Origin of the sequence: Bradyrhizobium sp. HKCCYLRH3059 (genome assembly GCF_051168035.1) — a bacterium.
GTDB lineage: Bacteria > Pseudomonadota > Alphaproteobacteria > Rhizobiales > Xanthobacteraceae > Bradyrhizobium.
Genome location: NZ_JBNPUF010000018.1, coordinates 1 through 20,845 on the forward strand (window position 1 = coordinate 1; position 20,845 = coordinate 20,845).

Annotated in this window: 39 protein-coding genes; 10 read left to right on the forward strand and 29 right to left on the reverse strand. The window is 64.4% G+C overall.

Going from position 1 to position 20,845, the window contains the following annotated elements:
- Positions 1-466: 466 nt before the first annotated feature.
- Positions 467-898 carry a response regulator transcription factor gene (locus ACQR13_RS32050; protein WP_315713088.1) on the forward strand — a complete coding sequence of 144 codons (432 nt, stop codon included), beginning with the start codon at positions 467-469 and terminating at the stop codon, positions 896-898.
- A 1-nt stretch (position 899) separates the two neighbouring features.
- Positions 900-1,319 carry an ArsC/Spx/MgsR family protein gene (locus ACQR13_RS32055; RefSeq protein ID WP_315752863.1) on the forward strand — a complete coding sequence of 140 codons (420 nt, stop codon included), beginning with the start codon at positions 900-902 and terminating at the stop codon, positions 1,317-1,319.
- A 19-nt stretch (positions 1,320-1,338) separates the two neighbouring features.
- Here ACQR13_RS32055 and ACQR13_RS32060 read toward each other — a convergent pair whose 3' ends face one another.
- The 3 genes from ACQR13_RS32060 to ACQR13_RS32070 are packed head-to-tail and all read right to left on the reverse strand — an operon-like array spanning position 1,339 to position 2,309.
- On the reverse strand, positions 1,339-1,701 hold the full coding sequence (locus ACQR13_RS32060; protein ID WP_315752862.1) for a (2Fe-2S) ferredoxin domain-containing protein: 363 nt from the start codon (positions 1,699-1,701) through the stop codon (positions 1,339-1,341).
- Entirely contained in the window at positions 1,698-2,027 is a 330-nt protein-coding gene (gene grxD / locus ACQR13_RS32065) for a Grx4 family monothiol glutaredoxin (RefSeq protein WP_315752861.1), read from the reverse strand. Before grxD ends, ACQR13_RS32060 begins: the two co-directional genes overlap by 4 nt.
- A 48-nt stretch (positions 2,028-2,075) precedes the next feature.
- The gene (locus ACQR13_RS32070; RefSeq protein WP_006609694.1) at positions 2,076-2,309 is read right to left on the reverse strand and encodes a BolA/IbaG family iron-sulfur metabolism protein; all 234 of its coding nucleotides are present in this window, start codon (positions 2,307-2,309) and stop codon (positions 2,076-2,078) included.
- 272 nt (positions 2,310-2,581) lie between these two features.
- On the opposite strand from ACQR13_RS32070, the gene ACQR13_RS32075 reads away from it, so the two are divergent.
- The 4 genes from ACQR13_RS32075 (at position 2,582) to ACQR13_RS32090 (ending at position 4,588) form a co-directional block, all read left to right on the forward strand.
- Positions 2,582-3,073: a tetratricopeptide repeat protein gene (locus ACQR13_RS32075; RefSeq protein ID WP_316169744.1), complete on the forward strand. Its 492-nt coding sequence runs from the start codon at positions 2,582-2,584 to the stop codon at positions 3,071-3,073.
- 88 nt (positions 3,074-3,161) lie between these two features.
- Complete coding sequence (locus tag ACQR13_RS32080) at positions 3,162-3,524, forward strand: iron-sulfur cluster assembly protein (RefSeq protein ID WP_315752901.1); 363 nt, start codon at positions 3,162-3,164, stop codon at positions 3,522-3,524.
- 36 nt (positions 3,525-3,560) lie between these two features.
- Positions 3,561-4,319, forward strand: a complete 759-nt coding sequence (locus ACQR13_RS32085; protein WP_315825165.1) for a dienelactone hydrolase family protein — start codon at positions 3,561-3,563, stop codon at positions 4,317-4,319.
- A 26-nt stretch (positions 4,320-4,345) separates the two neighbouring features.
- Positions 4,346-4,588 carry a hypothetical protein gene (locus tag ACQR13_RS32090; RefSeq protein ID WP_315752858.1) on the forward strand — a complete coding sequence of 81 codons (243 nt, stop codon included), beginning with the start codon at positions 4,346-4,348 and terminating at the stop codon, positions 4,586-4,588.
- Between the two features lie 259 nt (positions 4,589-4,847).
- Here the strand turns inward: ACQR13_RS32090 and ACQR13_RS32095 are convergent, their stop codons facing one another.
- The 20 genes from ACQR13_RS32095 to ACQR13_RS32190 form a co-directional block, all read right to left on the reverse strand.
- A complete protein-coding gene (locus ACQR13_RS32095) occupies positions 4,848-5,306 on the reverse strand; it encodes a group II truncated hemoglobin (protein WP_315752857.1) in 459 nt (152 codons plus the stop codon).
- A 16-nt stretch (positions 5,307-5,322) separates the two neighbouring features.
- The gene (locus tag ACQR13_RS32100; protein ID WP_315752856.1) at positions 5,323-5,490 is read right to left on the reverse strand and encodes a hypothetical protein; all 168 of its coding nucleotides are present in this window, start codon (positions 5,488-5,490) and stop codon (positions 5,323-5,325) included.
- Positions 5,487-5,819 carry a DUF6156 family protein gene (locus ACQR13_RS32105; RefSeq protein WP_315752855.1) on the reverse strand — a complete coding sequence of 111 codons (333 nt, stop codon included), beginning with the start codon at positions 5,817-5,819 and terminating at the stop codon, positions 5,487-5,489. Before ACQR13_RS32105 ends, ACQR13_RS32100 begins: the two co-directional genes overlap by 4 nt.
- 13 nt (positions 5,820-5,832) lie before the next feature.
- Positions 5,833-6,045 (reverse strand): hypothetical protein, encoded by a 213-nt coding sequence (locus ACQR13_RS32110; RefSeq protein WP_315752854.1) that lies wholly within the window; start codon positions 6,043-6,045, stop codon positions 5,833-5,835.
- 12 nt (positions 6,046-6,057) lie between these two features.
- Positions 6,058-6,366, reverse strand: a complete 309-nt coding sequence (locus ACQR13_RS32115) for a 2Fe-2S iron-sulfur cluster-binding protein (RefSeq protein WP_315752853.1) — start codon at positions 6,364-6,366, stop codon at positions 6,058-6,060.
- Between the two features lie 35 nt (positions 6,367-6,401).
- Entirely contained in the window at positions 6,402-7,616 is a 1,215-nt protein-coding gene (locus ACQR13_RS32120) for a DegT/DnrJ/EryC1/StrS family aminotransferase (RefSeq protein WP_315752852.1), read from the reverse strand.
- A 2-nt stretch (positions 7,617-7,618) separates the two neighbouring features.
- A complete protein-coding gene (locus tag ACQR13_RS32125) occupies positions 7,619-7,879 on the reverse strand; it encodes a hypothetical protein (RefSeq protein ID WP_315752851.1) in 261 nt (86 codons plus the stop codon).
- 19 nt (positions 7,880-7,898) lie between these two features.
- Positions 7,899-8,255: a DUF3024 domain-containing protein gene (locus ACQR13_RS32130; protein ID WP_315713117.1), complete on the reverse strand. Its 357-nt coding sequence runs from the start codon at positions 8,253-8,255 to the stop codon at positions 7,899-7,901.
- A gap of 6 nt (positions 8,256-8,261) precedes the next feature.
- Entirely contained in the window at positions 8,262-8,510 is a 249-nt protein-coding gene (locus tag ACQR13_RS32135) for a nitrogen fixation protein NifZ (RefSeq protein WP_315752850.1), read from the reverse strand.
- Entirely contained in the window at positions 8,507-8,830 is a 324-nt protein-coding gene (locus tag ACQR13_RS32140; RefSeq protein WP_315752849.1) for a nitrogen fixation protein NifZ, read from the reverse strand. Before ACQR13_RS32140 ends, ACQR13_RS32135 begins: the two co-directional genes overlap by 4 nt.
- On the reverse strand, positions 8,827-9,600 hold the full coding sequence (locus tag ACQR13_RS32145; protein WP_315752848.1) for a 4Fe4S-binding leucine-rich repeat protein: 774 nt from the start codon (positions 9,598-9,600) through the stop codon (positions 8,827-8,829). Before ACQR13_RS32145 ends, ACQR13_RS32140 begins: the two co-directional genes overlap by 4 nt.
- Positions 9,593-10,126, reverse strand: a complete 534-nt coding sequence (locus tag ACQR13_RS32150; protein ID WP_315752847.1) for a hypothetical protein — start codon at positions 10,124-10,126, stop codon at positions 9,593-9,595. Before ACQR13_RS32150 ends, ACQR13_RS32145 begins: the two co-directional genes overlap by 8 nt.
- 11 nt (positions 10,127-10,137) lie before the next feature.
- On the reverse strand, positions 10,138-10,467 hold the full coding sequence (locus tag ACQR13_RS32155) for a HesB/IscA family protein (RefSeq protein WP_315713125.1): 330 nt from the start codon (positions 10,465-10,467) through the stop codon (positions 10,138-10,140).
- An 11-nt stretch (positions 10,468-10,478) separates the two neighbouring features.
- Positions 10,479-10,703, reverse strand: coding sequence for a YfhL family 4Fe-4S dicluster ferredoxin (locus ACQR13_RS32160; protein ID WP_006609676.1), 225 nt, complete (start codon positions 10,701-10,703; stop codon positions 10,479-10,481).
- Positions 10,704-10,758: 55 nt separating this feature from the next.
- On the reverse strand, positions 10,759-12,321 hold the full coding sequence (nifB, locus tag ACQR13_RS32165) for a nitrogenase cofactor biosynthesis protein NifB (protein WP_315752846.1): 1,563 nt from the start codon (positions 12,319-12,321) through the stop codon (positions 10,759-10,761).
- 264 nt (positions 12,322-12,585) lie between these two features.
- Positions 12,586-13,452 (reverse strand): SIR2 family NAD-dependent protein deacylase, encoded by an 867-nt coding sequence (locus ACQR13_RS32170; protein ID WP_315752845.1) that lies wholly within the window; start codon positions 13,450-13,452, stop codon positions 12,586-12,588.
- Entirely contained in the window at positions 13,452-13,673 is a 222-nt protein-coding gene (nifT, locus tag ACQR13_RS32175) for a putative nitrogen fixation protein NifT (RefSeq protein ID WP_315713133.1), read from the reverse strand. Before nifT ends, ACQR13_RS32170 begins: the two co-directional genes overlap by 1 nt.
- On the reverse strand, positions 13,670-14,884 hold the full coding sequence (nifS, locus tag ACQR13_RS32180; RefSeq protein WP_434863569.1) for a cysteine desulfurase NifS: 1,215 nt from the start codon (positions 14,882-14,884) through the stop codon (positions 13,670-13,672). The genes nifT and nifS overlap by 4 nt, the downstream gene beginning before the upstream one ends.
- 9 nt (positions 14,885-14,893) lie before the next feature.
- Positions 14,894-15,184 carry a NifU family protein gene (locus ACQR13_RS32185; RefSeq protein ID WP_315713137.1) on the reverse strand — a complete coding sequence of 97 codons (291 nt, stop codon included), beginning with the start codon at positions 15,182-15,184 and terminating at the stop codon, positions 14,894-14,896.
- Positions 15,185-15,222: 38 nt separating this feature from the next.
- Positions 15,223-15,543 (reverse strand): HesB/IscA family protein, encoded by a 321-nt coding sequence (locus tag ACQR13_RS32190; protein WP_257170758.1) that lies wholly within the window; start codon positions 15,541-15,543, stop codon positions 15,223-15,225.
- Positions 15,544-15,866: 323 nt separating this feature from the next.
- On the opposite strand from ACQR13_RS32190, the gene ACQR13_RS32195 reads away from it, so the two are divergent.
- Positions 15,867-16,475 (forward strand): hypothetical protein, encoded by a 609-nt coding sequence (locus ACQR13_RS32195; protein WP_315752843.1) that lies wholly within the window; start codon positions 15,867-15,869, stop codon positions 16,473-16,475.
- Between the two features lie 71 nt (positions 16,476-16,546).
- On the opposite strand, the gene ACQR13_RS32200 is transcribed toward ACQR13_RS32195, so the two are convergent.
- Complete coding sequence (locus ACQR13_RS32200; protein ID WP_315752842.1) at positions 16,547-16,966, reverse strand: Rieske (2Fe-2S) protein; 420 nt, start codon at positions 16,964-16,966, stop codon at positions 16,547-16,549.
- 199 nt (positions 16,967-17,165) lie between these two features.
- Between ACQR13_RS32200 and ACQR13_RS32205 the strand changes: the two genes are divergently transcribed.
- Genes ACQR13_RS32205 through ACQR13_RS32215 form a run of 3 tightly spaced genes read left to right on the forward strand, consistent with a single transcriptional unit; the run spans position 17,166 to position 18,869 of the window.
- On the forward strand, positions 17,166-17,624 hold the full coding sequence (locus ACQR13_RS32205; RefSeq protein ID WP_315752841.1) for a hypothetical protein: 459 nt from the start codon (positions 17,166-17,168) through the stop codon (positions 17,622-17,624).
- Between the two features lie 53 nt (positions 17,625-17,677).
- A complete protein-coding gene (locus tag ACQR13_RS32210) occupies positions 17,678-18,529 on the forward strand; it encodes a sulfurtransferase (RefSeq protein ID WP_315752840.1) in 852 nt (283 codons plus the stop codon).
- A gap of 22 nt (positions 18,530-18,551) precedes the next feature.
- The gene (locus tag ACQR13_RS32215; RefSeq protein ID WP_315713146.1) at positions 18,552-18,869 is read left to right on the forward strand and encodes a hypothetical protein; all 318 of its coding nucleotides are present in this window, start codon (positions 18,552-18,554) and stop codon (positions 18,867-18,869) included.
- Positions 18,870-19,072: 203 nt separating this feature from the next.
- Here ACQR13_RS32215 and hspQ read toward each other — a convergent pair whose 3' ends face one another.
- From hspQ to nifX, 5 genes are read right to left on the reverse strand one after another with little or no spacing between them, the layout of a single operon-like run.
- Positions 19,073-19,399 (reverse strand): heat shock protein HspQ, encoded by a 327-nt coding sequence (gene hspQ / locus ACQR13_RS32220; RefSeq protein WP_315752839.1) that lies wholly within the window; start codon positions 19,397-19,399, stop codon positions 19,073-19,075.
- A gap of 19 nt (positions 19,400-19,418) precedes the next feature.
- On the reverse strand, positions 19,419-19,706 hold the full coding sequence (fdxB, locus tag ACQR13_RS32225; protein WP_315713149.1) for a ferredoxin III, nif-specific: 288 nt from the start codon (positions 19,704-19,706) through the stop codon (positions 19,419-19,421).
- Between the two features lie 23 nt (positions 19,707-19,729).
- Positions 19,730-19,930, reverse strand: coding sequence for a CCE_0567 family metalloprotein (locus ACQR13_RS32230; protein WP_315713150.1), 201 nt, complete (start codon positions 19,928-19,930; stop codon positions 19,730-19,732).
- 18 nt (positions 19,931-19,948) lie between these two features.
- Positions 19,949-20,419, reverse strand: a complete 471-nt coding sequence (locus ACQR13_RS32235; protein WP_315752838.1) for a NifX-associated nitrogen fixation protein — start codon at positions 20,417-20,419, stop codon at positions 19,949-19,951.
- 10 nt (positions 20,420-20,429) lie between these two features.
- Positions 20,430-20,825 (reverse strand): nitrogen fixation protein NifX, encoded by a 396-nt coding sequence (gene nifX, locus ACQR13_RS32240; protein ID WP_315713153.1) that lies wholly within the window; start codon positions 20,823-20,825, stop codon positions 20,430-20,432.
- Between the last annotated feature and the right edge of the window lie 20 nt (positions 20,826-20,845).

Genomic DNA, 20,845 nt, shown 5'->3' on the forward strand with positions numbered 1-20,845 from the left:
CCGATGCCGCCCTTGCCGTAGAATGCGATTTGTCGAAGTGATGACATTCTGCTCTCCATCAACCGATTGCCAATGTCGCGCCCGCGCTGCTCGCGAGGCGTGACCGCGTCCTCTGTGTGTCCGAACCGGCAGACGGGTTGTTGGGAAGGAGAGCATCGCTCGTCCGGAGCGTCGGCGTGCACTCAGCCCTCAACCATTGCCTGAACCCGGTTTTGCAACGGCTGTGCCAGCACGCGCACAGGGCCAAAACGATCATGTTTTAAAGGAGATGCGGAGCAATCCGGGCGCGATTGCGAGTTGTTGCAAACCCGACATCGGAATGCTTCGCAAGATGCGACGACGCGCGGCGCTGTCCGAAACGACACAACAGCGGTAGCTTTTCAGCCGGGCGGTGCCCGGAACGAGATTTGCTAGATCCCCTCTGCAGCCCTGCGGCACAGACGCTGACAACGTTGAGGAGGATGCAATGCAGATCGGAGTGGAGACGGCCAAGGCAGTGGACCAGCGGCGCGTGTTCGTGATCGACGACGACGAGATCACGCGCGCGGCCCTGCAGTTCATGTTGCACGATGAAATCGAGACCCACGAATTGGCGACGCCGGAGGAGGCGTACGAGAAGGGCGTCGACTGGCTGGCACCGAACGTGGTGCTGCTCGGGGTTTCCTTCCTGAAGCAACGCGGCCCCGAGCTCGTCCGCGAGATCCTGGCGAAGTTCAAGGGCGTGCGCATTCTGATCGTGACCGCCAAGGCCGACGAGGCGATCGCGATCGAAGGTCTCAAGGCCGGCGCGCATGGCGCCGTGGTCAAGCCGCTCACGATCGAGGCGGTGCGCAAGAAGGTCGACACCATTCTCGGCCGCGCCGGCGGCGCGCAGCTGGTCCAGCTCGGCGGCGCCTGACGTGACGACCGTCGTCTTCTACGAGAAGCCGGGCTGCGGCACCAACGCCCGGCAGAAGCTGATGCTGACGCGAGCAGGCCACGATGTCATCGCCAGGAACCTCTTGACCGAACCCTGGACGGGCGAGAGGCTGCGCACATATTTCGCCGGGACCCCCGTCTGGGCCTGGTTCAATCCGGCCTCGCCGCGCGTGAGATCGGGAGAGATCGAGCCAGAGACGATCGAAGCCGTCGCGGCCATCGACCTGATGCTCGAGGATCCGCTGCTGATCCGCCGGCCATTGATCGAAGCCGGCGGCCGGTGCTGCGCCGGCTTCGATCGTGAACCCGTCATCTTGCTGCTTCGGCAGGGCGACGGTCTGGAGGATGTCCAGGGCTGCACGCGTCCGGATGGGTCGACACCTTGTCCGGAGCCGCGTTGAGCGGCTCCATTCTGCAAGCTCAGCGCTTCAACACCATGACCAGGCGATCGACACGCTTGCCCTGCTTGAAGTGGGATTCGACGATCTCGTCGATATCCTCCGGCTTGGTCGGTCGATACCAGACGCCGTCCGGATAGACCACCATCATCGGTCCGGCGCTGCAGAAGCCGAAGCAGCCGGCGGCGGTGACGCCGATATCCGTCAACCGCTGCGCCTCGATGGTCTTGGTCAGCCGGTCCCACAGCGGCTGCACGCCGAGCGCGCCGCAGCTGCCGCGCGGATGCCCGGGCGGGCGCTGCGTCAGGCAGACGAAGGCGTGATGTTTGTAGAGCTGCGGAATCTCGAATGCGTCATCCGCCTCGGCGACATCGGCATCGCTCATGACGCAGACGCCTTGATGCCCTTGTCGGCGAGCAGGGTCGCGAGCTCACCGGCCTGGAACATCTCGCGCACGATGTCGCAGCCGCCGACGAATTCGCCCTTCACATAGAGCTGCGGAATGGTCGGCCAGTTGGAGAACTCCTTGATGCCCTCGCGGATGAAGGGATCGGCGAGCACGTTGACGCTCTCGTAGGCCACGTCGAGCTTGGCCAGGATCTGTGCCACCGCGGCGGAGAAGCCGCATTGCGGCGCCGCCGGCACGCCCTTCATGAACAGCACGATGTCATTGCTGTCGATCAGCTTCTGAATGCGTTCGGATGTCGACATAGACTGGATCCTTTCCCTGAATGCGACCGATCAGCCCGGCCGCAACGATCATTTCGGCAATGACGTCTCGAGCGCCAGCGCATGCAGCACGCCGCCCATCTGGCCCTTGAGAGCCGAATAGACCATCTGATGCTGTTGCACCCGGCTCTTCCCGGCGAAAGCCTGTGAGGTGACGCGCGCCGAATAATGGTCGCCATCGCCCGCCAGATCCTCGATCACGACGACGGCATCCGGGAACGCCTCCTTGATCAGACGCTCGATGTCCGTTGCTGCCATCGCCATCGCTGCCACTCCCGCTGGATTGATGAAGGCCTCATGCAAGCTCCGAACCAGTGATTTGCTCGCCGCAATCGCCGTCTCGCCGGCATCTGACGACGCGTCCACGCCAATTCGCCAAGCGTTGCGTCGTCTTTGCGACATCGGCCGCGGCGGAGCGAAGAGGCGACGTGCAAAATCCAACATCGGCCCGCTCTTCCGCCCGCCTCGTACCGGCTCCGGCGCTGCTGCACCCGCGCGAAAACGGTCCGCGTCTTGCAGTGATTTGATCGAGGTCAATGCAGATGCTCGAACTCGTCAGCGAACCCGACACGATCAACTTCGGCGATCTGCCGCAAGAGATCGATGCGCTTTTGCAACAGGGCGTGGCGGCGTATCGCCGCGACCACGCGCAGGCGGATCGGCTGTTTCGCCAGGCGCTGGCGGCCGCTCCGCAGCAGCTTCCGACCTACTTCTGTCTGTACAAGATTCACACCTATCAAGGCCATCTCGACGAGGCAGAGGCGGTCGCCGAGCTGGGCCTTGCGGAAGCGGCGCGCCAGGCCGGCTGGCCACGGGATTGGCGGCACTGGACGCCGCATGATCCGCTGCCGGATGGCGCCGGCCGCTTCGCGCTCTACACGCTGAAGGCCCTAGCCTTCATCCATCTGCGCAAGACTGATTCCGACGGAGCAGCCGAAATGCTCGCGGCGCTGCGGCGACTCGATCCCACCGGCGCCGTCGGATGGCCGGTCGTCGCCGCGCTGGCCGAGGGGCTCGGTTCGGAATGAGGCGACGCCATGCATGAGCGAAACATGACTCGAATTCCAACGACCATCCCCCGGTGCGAACCAGGATCATGAGAGGAACCAACGCATGATGACCATGCACGCCCCGCCCCCTCCTTCCCCGGCGCAGAACGCCGTAGCGACCGGCTCCCAGAGTGCAGCCGAGAGCGTGATTGCAGCGTTGCGAACGGTCTATGACCCGGAGATTCCGGTGAACGTCTACGATCTCGGGCTGGTCTATCGAATCGCGCACGAGGGCGGCGGCGCGGTCGAGATCGACATGACCCTGACGGCGCCCGGCTGTCCGGTCGCAAGCGAGATCGTCCGAATGGTGGAGGACGCCGTACAGGCCGTCGACGGTGTGGTGTCGGTCAAGGTCACCCTTGTCTTCGAGCCGCCATGGGACAAGTCGCGCATGTCCGAAGAGACCGCCCTGGAGCTGGGTTTGTTGTAACGCGCGCCAACCGCGCAACGGAAGCAGGAGCATCACATGCCTACGGCGAGCACGATCAAGCTGACCGCCAGCGACGGCCATACCTTTCAGGCGTTTCGTGCCGATCCCGCCGACGCGCCAAAGGGGGCGATCGTCGTCCTGCCGGACGGCGCCGACGCTGCCGGCAAACTACGCAAGGTCGCCGATACTTTCGCCGCGAGCGGCTATGTCGTGATCGCGCCGGAGCTGTCGCCTCCCACCGCGATCGAAGCGGCAACGGAGGGCGAGCCGGCCGAGAGCGTGCCGGATCCGGCAGCACCGCTGCTCGCCGAGATCCAGTCAACGGTCGACAGCGTCAAGGACTGCGGCAAGGTGGCGGTGGTCGGCTTCGGCGCCGGGGGCGGTCTCGCCTATGACGCGGCCAACCGCGTCTCCGGCGTGGCCTGCGCAGTGAGCTACTACGCGACCGGTGTCGTCAACGCGGCCGGCGCCAAGCGCAAGATTCCGACGCTGCTCCATTTCGGCGAGGCCGACATCGTCGTGCCGTTCGCGGAGGTGACCATGTTCCGCGCCTATCATCCCGAGGTCAGCGCGTTCTCCTATCCGAATGCCGCGCATGCGTTCGACGGTGACGGCGAGACCTATGATGAATCTGCAGCTGCGCTGGCACATGACCGGACCCTGGCGTGGATCTCGCAATATGTCGTCGGGCAGCCGCCGATCACGCTGAAGAACGCCGGCGCCTATGCGCTCGCCAAGACCGACAAGAAAAAGAAGAAGAAAGCCGACGACGACATGGGACCGCTGGCCGATTGACAATCCGATGGAGTGAGAGCACCGCGATGCTGCCGACCACCATCCTGATCGACGAGCGGCCACGTTGCGTCGTGCGCCCCAACGACACCAAGGATCTCAACCGCTTCATCCGCAACGGCAAGCCTTTTCTGCTTGCCGAGGTGCCGGACGGCAGAATCACGCATCGCAATGCCAGCGAGGTCGAGATGATGCAATGGCAGAACGCCCTGGCGCTGCACCGCGCCTGGGGCGGCGACGACGAGACCTTCTTCGGCGTGCCGTTGTATTAGCTGGATTGCGTAAGGTCGGCAAAGGCGCCACGGACGGCAGTGAATTGCACCGTCGGAAGATCGCCGTGCCCACCTTTCTGGTCCATCTTTTTCTGGTCCATCTTGCAGGCGAGACCGCCGGTGGGCGCGTTTCGCTTGGTCCAGCCTACGTGTCACGCCCTCTCCGTCATTGCGAGCGCAGCGAAGCAAGCCAGGGTAACGCGGGCGACTCTGGATTGCTTCGTCGCCTTCGTCTCCTCGCGATGACGTCACCGCAGGCTCACGGCCGCGCGGCCCGAGCATCGTGCGGGTTGCCGGCGTGGTTGCGCATCCAGTCGGCGAGCTTGGTCATGGCGGCGTCGACATCCTGACGGGCCTTGACGTCGCTGACAGTCTCCTCGAGCGCGCCGCGCATGCACAGCAGCCAGGCGTCGCGCTCGGCATTGCCGATGGCAAAGCCCATGTGACGCTGGCGCAGCCGCGGATGGCCCTTCTCGGGCGAATAAAGCTTGGGGCCGCCCAGCCATTCGGAGAGATAGCGCTTCAGGATGTGCTTGATCGGCCCGAGATTGCGGCCGTGCATGTCGCGGATGCCCTTGGCCTCCGGCAGCGTATCCATTCGGTGGTAGAAGGATTCGACGAGACGGTCCACGACAACCGCTCCGCCGATCCGCTCATAGGGGGTCGCGACCGGCCCTGCGTCCGGAGTTCCGGTCTCTGAAGTCCCAGCGTCCGCCATCCGACCAGTCCGCCCTCTACTCATCCAAGCTCGGCTGCAGGATCACCTCGGCCGGAGCGCCCGGGCCCTGCTCGTCCACAAGCTGAAGCGCATCGACACGCGACAATCCGCCGCCGCTGTCCATCAGCACGATAGCGTCCTTCGGCATGCTGGCAAGAGCCTCGATCAGCTTGGCGACAGTCACGAGGCCTCCTTCACCGACGCATCCTGACCGGCGATGGGCGCGCCGGTCTCGTCAAAATTCAGCGTCACCGGATCCTCGTCGAGCATGACGATCTCGGCCCGGCTCAACGCCCCGCTGGCATGGTAGCTGTAGCTGTGCGTGAGCTCGATCTCGCCATAGACGATCTTTTCGAATCCGGTCAGCACGCCCGCGGCATCGAAATAGCCGCGGATGAACGTGTTGCGGTTCGACAGCTGCTCCGGCGCAATCGCAGTCACCAGCCGCAGCGGCAGCTTGACGCCCGTGTAGGAGACGAAGAATCGGCACGCCTGTCCCGCATCGGTGCTCATGCTGCCAACCGCGTCACGAAACAGCCGCGGTCTTCAGGGCCTCGATCTGCTCACGAGCCACCTTGAACACGCCGCGGCCGCCGGCGAAGGTCTGATAGGCCTTCATGCCGATGGCCTCGCTGAGCTTGTCGAACCACTGCTGCGGCGTCAGCTCGACCGGCCGCTCGCTGATCTCGGCGACCGTGCCATCATTGGCAAAGCGGACATGAAGCGTCAATTTGTCCATGTGATCCTCCTGTTACAGGCCCGAGCCGAAGCCCAGGAGTTCGATCTTGACGTTCTCGGTGCCAAGAATGGTCGCCTGACAGGCGAGCCGCGACTTCGAGCCGACGCCGACGATGGTGTCGAGCTTCTCGTTCTCCAGCTTGGTGACCTTCGACACGCCCTTGCGTCCCTCCTGCAGGAAGATGTGGCAGGAACCGCACTTTGCCTGGCCCTCGCATTTGTGCGGGATCTCGACCTCGGCGCCGAGCAGCGCTGCCAGAATGGTGGTGCCCTCGCCCACCTCGATCGTCTTGCCGGAGGGCATTACCGTCAATGTCGCCACTTGGATTCTCCTTTTCGGTTTGAACTTAGAACTTCTCAGTAGATCGCGGCGCCCGCCCCGACATTGACCGAGGCGTCCTTCATGGTCGCGACGATGAAGGCGATCTGATCCGTGGTGAGATGAACGTGGAACGGCAGGGCCACCACACGATCGGCGACCTTCTCGGTCACGAGATAATCGCCTCGGCGATAGCCCATGTCGAAATAATGCCGCTGCAGATGCAGGGGATTCGAATAGGCCACGGCCTCGACCTGTTCGACCCTGAGATCCTCGACGATCGAATCCCGGCTCGACTTCGAGAACCGCGTGCCCAGATGCACCTGGTAGAGAAACCAGTTCACCTCGGTGACATCGGGCCCGACATAGGGGTCCTTGATGCCCTCGAACGACTGCACCTCGCTGTAATAGATCTGCTCGATCAGCTTGCGCCGCTCGAGGATCTCGTCGATCCGCCGCAATTGCGCCAACCCGAGCGCGGCGGTCACGTCGCTCATCACCGCCTGGTGCGACGCGCTGCTGCTGACCACGACCGATGCGCGCTCGTCGAGCCGGTGCGAACGGTGCCGACGCACGGCCACAGCGATGTCGACGTCGTCGGTGACGACCATGCCACCCTCACCACAGGTGAGCGCGAAAGGCTGCGAGAAATCGAACACCGCGGCCGCACCGAATGTACCGACCAGCGCCCCCTTATATTTCGAGCCGATGGCCTCGGTCGAATCCTCGATGACAGGCAGATTGCGGGTCTTCGCGATCGCCTGCAGCTCCGACCATTTGGCCGGATGGCCGTTGGTGTTGCCGGCCAGGATCGCCTTTGTCCGCTCCGTGATGCGCGCCTCGATCTTGCTCGGCGCCAGCGTGCCCGAGTAGTAATCTATATCCGCAAACACCGGCTTGGCGCCGACAATGCTGATGGCATGCGCGATCTCGCGGAACGAATACGACGACGTGATCACCTCGTCGCCCGATCCGATGCCCATCGCTTTCAGGACCAGGACCAGGCCAAGCGTTCCGCTCGGGACGGCAATGGCGTATCTGCGCCCGAGATAGCTTGCGAATGCCGCCTCGAACTCCTCGACCAGCGGACCGCAGGACAGCCGCGGCGAGCGCAGCGCCGCGTCCACGGCGGCAATCTCCGCCGTGGTAATGTCGGGATCAGAGAGCGGAATGAAGCTCGCCTCGACCGGCGTAAGCTCCGCTTCATCCTGCTCCTGCCGATCGGCGTCATGCACCAGATAGGGCTTGGTCATGCTCAGCTCCGCTTGGCCAGGATCAGGCCGGTGGCTTTGGCAAGGTCATCGGTCACACCCGCGCAGTGGTCGCTGGCGTCGAGCAGATGCAGGTCGAATGCCGGATAGCTGCGGAACGGCGCTTCCGTGACATCGGACGCGTCACAACGTGTCAGTACCAGCCTTGGAAAGCGGCGGCGCAGCTCGCCGAAGGCCGCGCTGCCGGCGTCGGGTCGCTCGAGGACCTGCGCGATCTCATTCAATTCCTGTTCGGCCAATGCCACGTCACCCGTCCTCTTCGCTCTACTGCCAGAAGATCCGCTCAGGGTCCGCGTTCAGCTCGTCGACCGCCGCGGTCAACCGCCGATGCAGACTGTGCAGCTCCCACGTCCCCTGCGCGTGATCTCTCCAGAACAGCTTCCACATCGCATTCGCGGGATCATGGCGCAGCAGCGCGACGTCGATCACCCCGCCGTCCTTGTCGATGTTGCGCGAGCAGCAAGGACTGCGGACGTGATAACCCTCGTCGACCGGCGACACCGTCGGCTCGACATAGCGGTAGCGCTTGCGTGACTTCAGCGCGCGCGCGATCCGCTTGCGATCCAACTCGTTGGGATGCGCGGGCAGGACAAAGCTGGGCTTGAGCGCGGTTGCAGCCATCGTGGATCATCGCACCTCAACCGGGACGATCTCCTCTTCGAGACAGCCCACGACGAGCTGCTCGCCGAACTCGACGAGATAGATCGGCATGTTCGCCTCGGTGTGGGTGCCGACCTGGACGATCTCACCCATATCGCCGACTCCGACCAGCTTGGCTTCGGCCGGCGCGTTCGGGAACGAGCCGTCATTGACGAGGTCGATCAGCGCCTTGACACGCTGGCCCCATTGATATTTCGGCAGGCGTGGCTCGATCATGATCTGTATGCTCCCGGCAGTGGCAGCTCGTCCTCGGTCTCCCCGCGGGGCACGGTGGATTCGAGCTCCTTGCGTTTCATGCCGACGCGGTTCCCGCTTTCGAGAAACTCGACGCCGTAGATGTAGAACTGCTGCAGGAAGGTTCCGATCGAGACGACGTAGCCGATCTCGCCCTTCTTCGCGAGGATCTCGCCGATTTCCTTGCCTGCGTAGGTGCCGTCGTTGCGGATCGTGCGCTTGGCCTTGACCTTCTCGCCGAACGTGAAGTACGGCGGCGCCGACAACTCCACGACCTCGCTGTCACGAACGATGTTGCTCATGCCGGTTTCTCCATGGCAGCTCCGAAGCGGTTCGCGAGCCGGTCGCGCGCCATCTCCTGCACCAGCGGGTCCTCGTCGCGCGCAAGCTCCGCGAGTTCACTGAGCGCGATCCGGCTCGCAACCTCGTGACGCACCCGCCAGTCGGCGTCCTTGCGCATCGCGGTGAGGAGATCCGGCGCGAGGCGCTCGGCGATCTCGAGCCGCACCCGTGGATCTGGGTCACTGATCATGCCGAGCAGCCAGTCGCTGGGGATGCGCCGCGCGACGACGCGGCGTACCTCGGCCTCCGGGTCCCCCATCATGCGGCCAAGCACGGACGGCACGATACGGCGCGCCACGACCAGGCGGACGTAATAGTCGTCGTCCATCATCATCGGCATCAGGTCTTCCGGATCGAGCACGGTCGCGATTCGAATGCGGACCTCGCGATGCGGATCATGGCGCAGCCGGAGCACCAGCCGCTTCGGCAACCGCCGCGCGGCGTTCCAGCGCACCGTCTCCTCGGGATCGTCGAGCAGCGGAGGCAGAAAGAACGGGCTGGCATGCTTCGCCGCGATAGCCCGCACCTCGAAATGCGGATGCTTGACGTAGCCGTTGGCGAGCGCCGGATTCCAGTTGAAGAAGCGGTCGATGCGGCGGGCGTAGCGGTCGTGCACGCAGGCGTGCCGAAGGCGACAGCCGCCGGATGCGTTGAGCTGCGCGTGCTCGCAGCCCTTACAGCTGATGTCGTTGCCCTGCCAGTCGATGGCCTCGTCGATGTCGTCATTCATCGTCGAGCTCCACCCGGTCGACCACCTCGAGCAGGACGCGTGCGCCGATCTTATCGCTGGGATCGAGCTCGAGCAGCTTTTGCACCGCGAGCCGTCCCTCGACGAGATTGCCGAGGCGCATCTGCAAATAGGCGTATCCCTTCAAGGTGAACATGAAGAAGCGCGGCAGCATGTTGTCATAGCTGCCGAACTCGGCATGACCGGCGCGAACGTCGCGCCAGTGCGGCGGCAAGCAGTTTTCGGCGGCCGCCTTGGCGAGGCATCGCTTGGCGATGCGCAGCGCGTCGGCGAGCCGTCCCTTGTAGAAATAGAACCGGTAGAAGCCGATCAGGACCGCTGCATGCCCAGGCGCCAGCGCTTCCGCCTCTTTCAGGTGCGTCTCCGCGACCTCGTCGAGATGATAGCTCTGGCCCGCCTGCCACAGATGATACTCGGCTTCCTCCGGCAGGCCGCCGCCGAGCAGCGCGTCGGCGAGCAACGCGTCCTCGATGGCGGTCTGAGAGCTGGGCCGGGCATCGGTGGGCATGGCGGGCTGTCCTAGTGCTCCAGCGCCTTCAAGGCGTGGGTCGAGCACGAAACCTGCTTCGGATCGTGAAACACGAGGCCGGTCTGCGTCGCAGTATCCGCGAAGTCGATGGTCACACCGTCGAGCAGCAAGCGGCTTTCCGCCGGCAGAAACAGCCTGACACCGTCGCGCTCGACCACGGCATCACCGGGCTGCGGCGTGGCGAGCACGCTGATATCGGCCGCAAGGCCGGAGCAGCCGCCGGGCGACACCGCGAGACGGAAGCCGGAGCCCGCGGTACCGTCGGTTCGCAGCATCATTCGCATGAATTTTTGCGCGGCAGGCGTGAGGGTGAAGTTCATCTCGGTCTCCCTCAAGCCGGCGGCTGGTAGCGCGGGAACGAATTGTCGATCACGCAGGTGTTGTCGACCGGGCAGACCGCCGCGCATTGCGGCTCGTCGAAATGGCCGATGCATTCTGTGCACTTCTTCGGATCGATCACGAAGGTGCCGTTCTTCTCCGAGATCGCCACGTTCGGACATTCGGGTTCACAGGCCGAGCAGCTCGTGCACTGCGAGGCAATGATCTTCAAGGTCATCAAAGGCTCCTGTCGAAGGGGCCCGGCGACGCAACAGCGTCGCCGGGGTCTGGTGTCACGCCGCCGAAATCAGGGCGCCCTGGCGAATTTCGGCGTCACCGCGCACGACGTGCTGGATTTCGCCGCTGTTCACCTTGTCGAGGTAGTCCTTGAACCAGGCGATCGCGGACTTTTCGATGAACTCGTGCGCGAACTGATCGACCGGCTCGATGCCCGCGGCCAGCAGGTCGCTCTTCGGGCAGCCGCCGATCTTGGCCACGAACACCGCATGGCAGTCGTTGATGGCGCGGATGACGGTCTCCAGGCTGTCCTCGTCGCCATAGCCGCCCTGGCAGTACAGGTCGACACGGCGGTGACCGACGAACTTGGCACCGGCGGTGGAGAGCTCGTAGACCTGGAACTCCTTGGCGTGGCCGAAATGTTCGTTGATCAGGCCCGAGCCCTTGGTCGCGACCGCGATCAAGAGCTTGATGTCGCTCGACTGGCCGGCGAGCGAGGCGAGCTCCTCCTGCTTCGCCACGACCTTGGCGACACGCTCCTGCTCGACCGCCTCCTGATAGGCCTTGCGACTGTCGATATCGTAGTTCACCTCCATCGCCATGATCTTGTCGGTGGTGAATTCGGCCGAGCGATCCTCACCGAGCAGGCCCACGGCGTCCGCGCGGCACTGGCGGCAATGCCGCATCATGTTCATCTCGCCTTCGCACTCGTCCTGCAGCGCCTTCAGCTCCTGCGCGGTCGGACCGCGCTGGCCGGTCAAACCGAACACGGTGCCGTGCTCCGGCGACGAGATCAGCGGCATGATGTTGTGCAGGAACGCGCCGCGCGACTTCACCGCCTTGTTGACCTCGACGAGGTGCTTGTCGTTGACCCCTGGGATCATCACCGAGTTGACCTTGCAGAGGATGCCGCGCTCGGTCAGCATCTCCAGGCCCTGCAACTGGCGGTCGGTGAGCAGCTTGGCCGCCTCGACGCCGGTGTAGCGCTTGTGCTTCCAGAAAACCCAGGGATAGATCTTGGCGCCGATCTCGGGATCGACCATGTTGATGGTAATCGTGACGTGGTCGACGTTGAAGCCGGCGATGGTGTCGACGTGGTCGGGCAGCGCGAGACCGTTGGTCGACAGGCAGAGCTTGATGTCGGGGGCGGTGCGCGCGATCAGCTCGAAGGTCTTGAACGTCTTCTCGGGATTGGCGAGCGGATCGCCAGGGCCGGCAATGCCCAGCACGGTCATCTGCGGAATGGTCGAGGCAACGGCGAGCACCTTCTTGGCGGCTTGCTCGGGCGACAGCTTTTCGCTGACGACGCCCGGACGCGACTCGTTGGCGCAGTCATATTTTCGGTTGCAGTAGTTGCACTGGATGTTGCAGGCGGGCGCGACGGCGACGTGCATGCGCGCGTAGTGATGATGCGCCTCCTCGCTGTAGCAGGGATGGTTCTTCACCTTCTCCCAGATCTCCGGCGGCAGGTCGTTCTCGCCGGCGCCCGAGCCACAGCTCGCCTTGCCGCTGCCGCCCGAGGTGCCGCAACCCTTGTGTTCCGCGATGGTCTGCATCACCGAGCTCAGCTTGTCGCCGTCCGGTATCGTCGCCTGTTCGTGCTGCACTGACGCGTCCATGTCCGCTCCTTAACGTTGCTGGCGAGCCGCAAACCGCCTTGGGCTAGGGTTCAGCAACTCGCGTGCCACGCCGCGGACAAGATCATTTCGTCAGACTATCAACGCCTTAGCCAAATCATCGCGCCTGTCGCCTTGCCAACATGCGAAAGGCTCTCGTTTCGGACGTTGTTAGAAACGTTACAGACTCGAATTGGGACACAGGACGAACGGCAAAACAGCGCAGCTTGCGGCCACGCTGTTCGATTTCCGGTGTCGTGGTCTCGCTCAGCCGCCGATGATGATCTCGCTCGCGCGGGCCAGCGGAATCGCGATCGGCGTCAACCGCTCGGCGATGAAGAACTTCAGCTCGTTCTTCGACAATGAGTCGGGCTCGACCAGGACGTAGTGATCGGCGCCGGAGCGCTTGATGACCTGGCGGCCATAGGTGCGCAGCAACTGGTCGTTGAAGCGGCAGCCGATGAACAGGAAGGTGCGGTCGGTGCGCCGGTCCTTGACCGTGTCGGGTATCGGTGTCTGGATATCGATGTCGGTCAGCACCTCGACATAGTCGGCGTCGGTGATCAGGAAGTTCCTGGCCGGCGTGATCCCGCCATGCGGCTTGTAGAGCAGCGTAGTCCAGCTTGCGGCCTTCTCGCGATCGCTCTCGGCGCCCGCGGCGTCGTAGAAGCGATACCAGCGGTCCTCGCCGATTCCGGCCCGCGTGATGCCCTGCACCTCGCCCCAATCGCCGCGCCCGGCGAGCGCGGTTCGCATTGCGCCGTCATACCAACTGTCGACGATCATCGGCAGCGGCAGCGACGCCAGATGCTGCTGCAGCGGTGTCGGTGCAACGGGCGCGGCAAAGGCTTCGGCCATCAACGCCGTCACCGTCGAGCGGTGGCGCGTGCTCTCGATGTGCTGGGCTGAAGCCCACGCATTGCCCTTGGCTCGGCGCGGCAGCGCCACCTTGGTGCCGAAGAACGCAGCCAGCGCTTCGGGATTCATCGGCACCGTGGCGCCGGACTGCTCCGACACGGCGGGACCGAGGAACGGGACGACCTTGCCGGCCTTCAGTCCGGCGACGACGTCCTTGAGCAGGGCCTCGGCATCGGCCTGCTTGACGATGTCGATATGAGGAAGCGGCGCATTCATCACTCGTCCCCTTCGCCACCGCGCTTGCGCGCGTTGATCGTGATCGGCAGCCGCGTGTCGGCGGCCATCTGCGGCAGTTCGAGGACCCATCCGTTGGCGATGCGGATCCAGCCGCCCCACAAGGACTCGTGCTCCGACTCGACGATGGGCTCCTCGAGATCCTTTTTGGGGACGTAGATCGACAAGCCCGTTTCCGGCGAGCGGCGGATCATGACTTTCATTGCGTGAGCTCCGTAGGGCGAAGGGCGTCCGTCGAGGGCGATTGACGATGCTGCAGACAGGCCGGCGAGGTCTCGCGCAGCCGGCCGACGATGTCGGGCAGGATCTGCAGCATGCGATCGATGTCGTCGTCCGTGGTGTCGCGCGACAGCGAGAACCGGACAGCCCCGCGCAGCAGGTCCGGCGGCACGTTCATCGCGCGGAGCACGTGCGACGGCTCCATCGAGCCGGAGGCGCAGGCCGAGCCGAGCGAGGCGGCGATACCGGCTTGGTTCAGCCGCATGACGATCGGCTCGCCCTCGAGATGCTGGAAGGCGATGTTGGAGGTGTTCGGCAGCCGCGCAGCGAGGTCGCCGAGCACGACGCAATGGCCGACGCTCTGGAGGATGCCCTGCTCCAGCCGGTCGCGCAGCGCGCGGACGCGGCCCTGCTCGTCCGCGAGATGCTTTGCCGCCAGCTCGGCCGCCTTGCCGAGCCCGATGATGCCCGGCACGTTCTCGGTGCCGCCGCGCCGGCGGCGCTCCTGCGGGCCGCCGCGCAGCAGCGGCGCGAACGGTGTGCCCTTCCGAACATAAAGCGCACCGATGCCCTTGGGGCCGTGCAGCTTGTGGCCGGACAACGACAGCATGTCGACGCCAGCGGATTTCAGATCGATCGCGATCTTGCCGACCGCCTGCACGGCGTCGGTGTGGAACAGCGCGCCGGCCTCATGCGCGAGCCTGGCCAGATCGGACACCGGAAACAGCGTGCCGGTTTCGTTGTTGGCCCACATCACCGAGGCGATCGCCGTGCGCGGGCCGAGCGCGCGCTTGTAAGCCTCGAGATCGAGCCGGCCGGCCGCATCGACGCCGATCAGATGCACCGTGAGGCCGCGCTTGCTGCTGAGATACTCGACGAGCGACAGGATTGCGGGATGCTCCACCGCCGTCGTGACGATCTCGTCGCGACCGTCCTGCGTCTCAAGCGCCGACAGCAGCGCGGTGTTGTCGGATTCCGTCCCACCGGAGGTAAAGACGATCTCGTGGTCGAAGGCGGCGCCCAGCAGCGCCTGCAGGCTCTTGCGCGCCTGCCTCACGGCCCCGGCGACCTCGCTGCCGAAGGCATGCGAGGATGAAGCATTGCCGAACTGGTCCGTAAAGAACGGCAACATCGCCGCGACGACCTCCGGATCGGCTCGTGTCGTCGCGTTGTTGTCGAGATAGACCGGACGCAAGGCCGCTCCTTAATGCCGCGCCTTGGCTGCGCCGGCCACCGGAACGAGGCGGACGAATTCGCCGAGCTTCTCGATCATGCGCGCCTGGATGCCCTCCAGCGTCGCGCTGGCGAGCTTGCAGAAGATGCAGGCGCCGGCGAGCTTGACCATGATCTTGTTGCCGTCAATCTCGACGAGCTCGCAATCGCCGCCGTCGCGCTTGAGGTTCGGACGGACCTCCTCGATCACGGCCCGGATGATCCGCTCGCGCTCGCTCATCTGCGACGGCGCTTCGACGATGCCCTGGGATTCGACCAGCATGGTTTCACTTCTCGCGTGTTGGATGATCGAGCGAAGACTCAAGCGAACGACTTGCCGCAGCCGCAGCTCGACTTGGCATTCGGGTTCTCGAAGGTGAAGCCGGAGCCCTCGAGCGCGATGACGAAATCGATCGTCGTGCCTTCGAGATATTCGAGGCTCTTGTGATCGACGAGCACGCGCACGCCCTCGCGCTCGATCACGGTGTCCTCCGGCTCGCTGCCGCTGACGAGGCCCATGTTGTATTTGAGCCCGGCGCAGCCGCCGGCTTCGACCATGATCCTGAGGCCGTCGACCGGCTTGTCGGAGGTCGTGATCGCGTTGCGGACCGCATTGATGGCGCTGTCGGTCAGGTTGATCATCATCGTCTCGCCTTTCCCATTCGGCTGTTGTGAACGGAATTGGCAAGTCTCATGCCATGCAGCAATCGCCTGAAAGACCTCAGCTTTTCATGCTGTCGCTGTGGCGTTTCCGACGCGTGTCGGCTTTCCGACAGGCGCTGTTCACGCCGTGTCGCGCGGGAGTCGGCGCGATGTCGGGGCGCAAACCCGACAATCACTGGCGCGAGAGGCAAAAGAACCAAGCAAATCAAGCCGCCACACACACCGGCAGACAATTTGCATCACGTCCCTTTCGACCGCGCCGTGCGGCGAACGGCTGACAAGGACATGCGAGGGGATTGCTGATGACGACATTGGAGAAGACGGTTGCGATCGAGACCACCGCGCTCGCGCAGCTCGACAAGGAAGGGCGGCTGCTGAACGCCGTTCTCAAGGCGCCGACCACCAAGCCGGGACGGTTCGGCTTCCGCGGCGATATCGCGCTGAAGTTCCAGACCCAGGTTGCGGACGAGAAGCGTCCGCCGGACTTCTCGATCGAGCAGGTGCTGACGATCGCGCAAGACGGTGCATCAACGATCCCGGTGCTCGCCGGCTACATCCACTCGCTGGCCTATCTCGAGACCGCGGCCGAGGTGCTCAAGGGCCTGCTGACGCCGGACGGCAAGTACCTCATGTTCTGCAACAACATCGATCTGCTGGCGAAGTACCGCATCAAGATCGACGACATCACCTTCTACGTGCTGCCTTGCGACGAATCCACGGTCTGGAAGGAGATGCTGGAGCTGCTGTCGATCGACAAGAACGACATCAAGAAGCTCGATACCGCCGGCAAGCTCGACTACGTGCTCGACGCCGCCAAGGACTTCAGCGAGAACTACGATCTCGTGCCCTACGCGGATGCACTGGCCAGGATGGAGCCGGTCAAGAACCGCAACGAGAACCGGCCAGTCTGAGACCGTTCGTTTCTTCAAATTCAAGATGAAGTCCCGGCAGTTTCCGTCGGGACTTCACCGCGATCGCCGCCTCAGCCTTCCTCACACTGCAGGCCGGTCTCACCCTCTTCCTCGTCATCCTCGACCAGGGTCACGCCGGTCACGCAGATGTCGCCATCCAGCACGCTCAGCGCGACCGGCGTCAGGCTCTCGCCCCTGCACGGGCCATCGACGCAGAGCCCGGTACCGATCTCGAACAGCGAGCCGTGCTTGCCGCAGAGGATGCGAAGGCCGTTGCCGTCCAGGAACTGATTGCGCTCCCAGTCGAGATTGACCTTGTCGTGCGGGCACATGTTCAGATAGCCGAACACCTGCTTGCCCCAGCGGATCACGAAGATCGGCCACGGGCGGTGGCTGCCGTCCTCCGCGACGATCATGAGCTGGAAGCCCATGGCGCGGCGGCTCGGAATGTCGTTGAAGCTGCAGATGGCGTAGGCGACGTCGGTCGTCATGTCGGGCCTCATCGATGTCTGGCGCATCTCCGACACGGCCGCTTCGGCGCAGCAGGAGCGACGGTCGGCTCGCTTGCGAGCCGCGTTGCAAGATTCGCGCAACTCCGCCTGTCCGCCTCGCCTTCTTTGCTGCTGCGATAGACTGGCACAGAACTTGAAAATTTCTCCTGCAAAGGCGCCTCTTTGTAAGGAGATCGACATGAACGTGGCACTGGAATTCGTCGAGAGCTCGCTCGACGACATCAAGGCGGCAATGGAGGGCGGCACGCTGACGGTCTACTCGGTGGCGCGTCCGATCACCGCGGACAAGCCGGTCGACCGCAGCGGCGTGCTCGCGACCTTCACGTTCGGCTCGCCCGCCTTCGGCGCCGCGGTGGATGGCCTCGAGCAGCCGAACTTCGTCGCGACGTCCGTGCCGGCGGCCACCGTCGGCACGCCCGGCTTTGCGCGGGCGCGCAAGGCGGACGGTACTACCGTCGCCGATTTCTCCGCCGGCCCAGGCGAGCGCGAAATCAAGTTCACCGAAGTGTCGTGCTCGCCCGGCGCGCCGGTCACGGTCGCGACCTTCAAGATCGTCGCCGAAGGCGGCTGGCCGGAGCGTCCGGAATACTACGACACCCATCCACGCCCGGGCTATCCGATGCCGAAGACGCTCTGACGCCCGCAAGCGCGTCAGTCATCCTGTTGGCTCTTCAAATCGCGAGCGCATGCATGAGCACGGATCCCTCGAGCACCCTGGTCAGCTCCGACTGGCTGGCACAACATCTTTCCGATCCCGCCACCAAGATCCTCGACTGCACCTGGCACCATCCGAGCACCAACCTGGACGGCCGTACGCAATACCGCGGCCGGCACCTGCCGGGCTCAGTGCATTTCGATATCGACCAGGTCGCCGACAAGTCCAACCCGCTGCCGCACATGCTGCCGTCAGCGGGCGATTTCGCCCACAAGGTCGGGCTGCTCGGCATCAGCAATGCCGATCGCGTCGTCGTCTACGACCGTCACTATGGCGGCTCGGCCGCGGGCCGCGTGTGGTGGATGTTCCGCGTATTCGGGCACGACAACGTCGCCCTGCTCGACGGCGGCTTCGGCAAATGGACCAAGGAGAAGAGGCCGGCGGAGATGACGCCGGTGCGCCCGGTGCCGGCGAGCTTCACGGCCAGCTTCCAGCCCGGCCTGGTCGCGACCTCGGCCGACGTGCGTCGCCTGCTGCAGGCCGGCGGCCAACTCATCGATGCGCGCGGGCCCGGCAAGTTCGACGGCACGCAGGCAGACGTGTTCACCTTCAAGCGCCAGGGCCACATTCCAGGTGCCATCAACCTGCCCTGGGCCGATCTGGTCGATCCGGACTCCGGCGTGCTGCTGGCGCCCGACGCGCTCACCGCACGCTTTACGGCCGCGGGCGTCGATCTGAACAAGCCGATCGTTACCACCTGCGCCTCGGGCATCACCTCCTGCATGCTGGCGTTGGCGCTCTACCGGCTCGGCGTTCCGAACGCCGCCGTCTACGACGGCGCTTGGGCGGAATGGAGCCAGCTCGACGACACGCCGGTCGCGGCGTGATTTCAACGACGGGAGCACGAGCATGGCAAAGACTCTGGTCAAGACCACGCAGGACGGCCGCAAGGTCGAGGTGATTGGCCTCGCCATCTGCCTCGAAGGCGAGCTCGAGGCGTTCGAGCTGGTCGAGGTCAAGCTGCATCCGAACCGGCGCAAGATCTGGGAGGCCGCGCCCGACGCGACTCACATGGCCGGCCGCATCACTTTGACCAAGGACGAGGCAGCGATCGTCGAGAGCGCGTTCGCCGCCGCCCAGGCCGAGATCCTCGCCAACCCCGCCGCGATCAACGAGCGCTTCCGGATCGCGGCGATGTGGAAGGCCAGGGAACAGGGGATCGAGTAAAAGTCCCCGCTTTCGGCCTGGCCCTCATCTCTCGACCGTCATTCCGGGGCGCGCGAAGCGCGCGCCCCGGAATGACGAGCGGATAGATCGTGGCCAACACAAGTCTCCGTCATCGCGAACGCAGCGACGCGATCCAGGGCCGCACGACGACTCTGGATTGCTTCGTCGCCTGCGGCTCCTCGCAATGACGGCAGTGGCAAGATCTACTGAAAGATCCGCCCGCGGTAGCGATAGCTGCCCTCATCGTCGACATCGAACAGTTCGCCGATATCGGGATGCTTCACCGGCTCCCCGGAAGCGTCCGCCACCAAGTTCTGCTCAGGCACATAGGCGATGTAGCTGCTCTCGCCGCATTCGGCGAGCAGATAGTAGAATGGCTGCTCCTTGTCGAGCCTGGCGTCCATGGTGATGGCGCGCCAGCCCTCTTCCTCGGAGAACGACAGGTCGACATCGAACACGACGCCGCGCAGATCGTAGACGCGGTGCCGAGTCACCTGGCCGATCGTGAATTTCGCCTCCATCCGCATCATGGCAGCACGCTCGACAATCTCAGGCCGCCGGCGAATGGGTCTGGCAGTTGGTCGGGCAGACCCGGGCGCAGGCGCCGCAGCCGATGCAAGCGCCGGTGTCGTTCATGACCATGATCTTCTTCTCGACCTCGTCATCCTCGTCGTCGTCGAGCTCGACGAACTCGCCCTCGTCGTTGATGCCCTTCAGGGTCATGACCTCGCGGCCACACACCTTGTAGCAGCGGCCGCAGCCGATGCACTTGGCCGGATCGATGGCGACCAGATAGTCCGGCCGCCAGTCGCGACCGTCACGGGTTGCGTTGGACATGATGACGGATCCTCAAATCGGGCTTACGCGGTTTCGAGCTTCTTCAGCTCGGCCCGCTTCTTCTCCAGCTCGGCGAACGCGTCATGCGCCTTCTGCGCCGTCGGCAGGATCTGGTCCCAGTTGATGGGCAGTTCCTCCGACAGGTCGTGCAGGTTCATCTTGGCATCCATGGCGCGTGCCGACAGCTTCTTGATCTCGGCCTTCAGGGTATCCAGGTCGCTCATCTCTCTCATCCTCGCCGTTCAGTAGTTCGCGACGTCCTTGAACTTCTCGATCATCTCGACGCCGGCCTTGACGAACTTGTCGCCTTCGTCGGCCAGCTTGCCGAGATTGTCGAAGCCGAAGCGGTGGACGTCGCGCAGCTGCTTGTTGACGACGATCAGCCGGCCGCCGATCAGCACCATGCGGCCGAAGCCCTCGTGACTCATCTTCAGCATCGGCGAGATCATGACGCCGGTGGCCTTCTCGATCGACAGTGCGACCGCATTGAAGAACAGCTCCAGCCGCCAGATCGTCTCCGGATCGGGATCGCCGATGATCGGCAACGCCCGCCGCTTCTCCTTGTCCAGGATGTAGGGCTCGAGCAGGTCGATGTCCTTCTTGCCTTCCCATGCGCCATGGGTGTCCTGGGCGCGCCACACCTTGATCAGCTCCTTGACGAAGGGCCGCTGCTCGGCGGGGATGGTTTCGACGGCTACCGCGGTATCGGACATGGTGGTTTCCTCATTCCTCGAAATCGAGCGCGCGTTCCTGGCCCTTGGCCAGCGCCTTGCGCAGCCAGGGCGGCGGCGTGCCCTTGAGCACCGCCTGCAGCTTGCCGAGCAGATCGGTGATCTCCTCGGGCTGGGTGACCTTCATCGGATGGATGTTGTTGGCGACGACGCGCGCTGCGCCGGAGCCGCCGATCGCGGCGACATAGAGGATCGCGCAATCCTTGATCGCCTCGATCTTCGGCGCCAGCTTGTCCTCGTTGCCATCCTCCTTGAGATCGCCGTCGAACTCGACCTTCTCGATGAAGCGGTAGCCCTCGGGATCGAGATCGTAGATCGCGATGTTCTTGGCCCAGCCGAAATGGGCGTCGACGCGCTTCAGATCCTGGGTAGCGAATGCGACTTTCATGTCGTCGGTCCTTTCTCCTG

What these genes read in the sequence shown, in the direction of transcription:
- ACQR13_RS32195 (WP_315752843.1), top strand. Translation starts at nt 15,867, where the DNA reads ATGACGACATTGGAGAAGACGGTTGCGATCGAGACCACCGCGCTCGCG.
- ACQR13_RS32105 (WP_315752855.1), bottom strand. Translation starts at nt 5,819, where the DNA reads ATGAGCACCGATGCGGGACAGGCGTGCCGATTCTTCGTCTCCTACACG.
- ACQR13_RS32210 (WP_315752840.1), top strand. Translation starts at nt 17,678, where the DNA reads ATGAGCACGGATCCCTCGAGCACCCTGGTCAGCTCCGACTGGCTGGCA.
- ACQR13_RS32230 (WP_315713150.1), bottom strand. Translation starts at nt 19,930, where the DNA reads ATGAGCGACCTGGATACCCTGAAGGCCGAGATCAAGAAGCTGTCGGCA.
- ACQR13_RS32215 (WP_315713146.1), top strand. Translation starts at nt 18,552, where the DNA reads ATGGCAAAGACTCTGGTCAAGACCACGCAGGACGGCCGCAAGGTCGAG.
- ACQR13_RS32070 (WP_006609694.1), bottom strand. Translation starts at nt 2,309, where the DNA reads ATGGCGATGGCAGCAACGGACATCGAGCGTCTGATCAAGGAGGCGTTC.
- ACQR13_RS32085 (WP_315825165.1), top strand. Translation starts at nt 3,561, where the DNA reads ATGCCTACGGCGAGCACGATCAAGCTGACCGCCAGCGACGGCCATACC.
- ACQR13_RS32075 (WP_316169744.1), top strand. Translation starts at nt 2,582, where the DNA reads ATGCAGATGCTCGAACTCGTCAGCGAACCCGACACGATCAACTTCGGC.
- ACQR13_RS32095 (WP_315752857.1), bottom strand. Translation starts at nt 5,306, where the DNA reads ATGGCGGACGCTGGGACTTCAGAGACCGGAACTCCGGACGCAGGGCCG.
- ACQR13_RS32050 (WP_315713088.1), top strand. Translation starts at nt 467, where the DNA reads ATGCAGATCGGAGTGGAGACGGCCAAGGCAGTGGACCAGCGGCGCGTG.
- ACQR13_RS32200 (WP_315752842.1), bottom strand. Translation starts at nt 16,966, where the DNA reads ATGACGACCGACGTCGCCTACGCCATCTGCAGCTTCAACGACATTCCG.
- ACQR13_RS32110 (WP_315752854.1), bottom strand. Translation starts at nt 6,045, where the DNA reads ATGGACAAATTGACGCTTCATGTCCGCTTTGCCAATGATGGCACGGTC.
- fdxB (WP_315713149.1), bottom strand. Translation starts at nt 19,706, where the DNA reads ATGTCCAACGCAACCCGTGACGGTCGCGACTGGCGGCCGGACTATCTG.
- ACQR13_RS32140 (WP_315752849.1), bottom strand. Translation starts at nt 8,830, where the DNA reads ATGAGCAACATCGTTCGTGACAGCGAGGTCGTGGAGTTGTCGGCGCCG.
- ACQR13_RS32235 (WP_315752838.1), bottom strand. Translation starts at nt 20,419, where the DNA reads ATGTCCGATACCGCGGTAGCCGTCGAAACCATCCCCGCCGAGCAGCGG.
- nifX (WP_315713153.1), bottom strand. Translation starts at nt 20,825, where the DNA reads ATGAAAGTCGCATTCGCTACCCAGGATCTGAAGCGCGTCGACGCCCAT.
- ACQR13_RS32185 (WP_315713137.1), bottom strand. Translation starts at nt 15,184, where the DNA reads ATGCTGGTCGAATCCCAGGGCATCGTCGAAGCGCCGTCGCAGATGAGC.
- ACQR13_RS32090 (WP_315752858.1), top strand. Translation starts at nt 4,346, where the DNA reads ATGCTGCCGACCACCATCCTGATCGACGAGCGGCCACGTTGCGTCGTG.
- grxD (WP_315752861.1), bottom strand. Translation starts at nt 2,027, where the DNA reads ATGTCGACATCCGAACGCATTCAGAAGCTGATCGACAGCAATGACATC.
- ACQR13_RS32190 (WP_257170758.1), bottom strand. Translation starts at nt 15,543, where the DNA reads ATGATCAACCTGACCGACAGCGCCATCAATGCGGTCCGCAACGCGATC.
- ACQR13_RS32135 (WP_315752850.1), bottom strand. Translation starts at nt 8,510, where the DNA reads ATGATCGAGCCACGCCTGCCGAAATATCAATGGGGCCAGCGTGTCAAG.
- ACQR13_RS32080 (WP_315752901.1), top strand. Translation starts at nt 3,162, where the DNA reads ATGACCATGCACGCCCCGCCCCCTCCTTCCCCGGCGCAGAACGCCGTA.
- nifT (WP_315713133.1), bottom strand. Translation starts at nt 13,673, where the DNA reads ATGAAAGTCATGATCCGCCGCTCGCCGGAAACGGGCTTGTCGATCTAC.
- ACQR13_RS32155 (WP_315713125.1), bottom strand. Translation starts at nt 10,467, where the DNA reads ATGAACTTCACCCTCACGCCTGCCGCGCAAAAATTCATGCGAATGATG.
- ACQR13_RS32160 (WP_006609676.1), bottom strand. Translation starts at nt 10,703, where the DNA reads ATGACCTTGAAGATCATTGCCTCGCAGTGCACGAGCTGCTCGGCCTGT.
- hspQ (WP_315752839.1), bottom strand. Translation starts at nt 19,399, where the DNA reads ATGATGCGGATGGAGGCGAAATTCACGATCGGCCAGGTGACTCGGCAC.
- ACQR13_RS32130 (WP_315713117.1), bottom strand. Translation starts at nt 8,255, where the DNA reads ATGGCTGCAACCGCGCTCAAGCCCAGCTTTGTCCTGCCCGCGCATCCC.
- ACQR13_RS32170 (WP_315752845.1), bottom strand. Translation starts at nt 13,452, where the DNA reads ATGAATGCGCCGCTTCCTCATATCGACATCGTCAAGCAGGCCGATGCC.
- ACQR13_RS32205 (WP_315752841.1), top strand. Translation starts at nt 17,166, where the DNA reads ATGAACGTGGCACTGGAATTCGTCGAGAGCTCGCTCGACGACATCAAG.
- nifB (WP_315752846.1), bottom strand. Translation starts at nt 12,321, where the DNA reads ATGGACGCGTCAGTGCAGCACGAACAGGCGACGATACCGGACGGCGAC.
- ACQR13_RS32060 (WP_315752862.1), bottom strand. Translation starts at nt 1,701, where the DNA reads ATGAGCGATGCCGATGTCGCCGAGGCGGATGACGCATTCGAGATTCCG.
- ACQR13_RS32150 (WP_315752847.1), bottom strand. Translation starts at nt 10,126, where the DNA reads ATGCCCACCGATGCCCGGCCCAGCTCTCAGACCGCCATCGAGGACGCG.
- ACQR13_RS32145 (WP_315752848.1), bottom strand. Translation starts at nt 9,600, where the DNA reads ATGAATGACGACATCGACGAGGCCATCGACTGGCAGGGCAACGACATC.
- ACQR13_RS32120 (WP_315752852.1), bottom strand. Translation starts at nt 7,616, where the DNA reads ATGACCAAGCCCTATCTGGTGCATGACGCCGATCGGCAGGAGCAGGAT.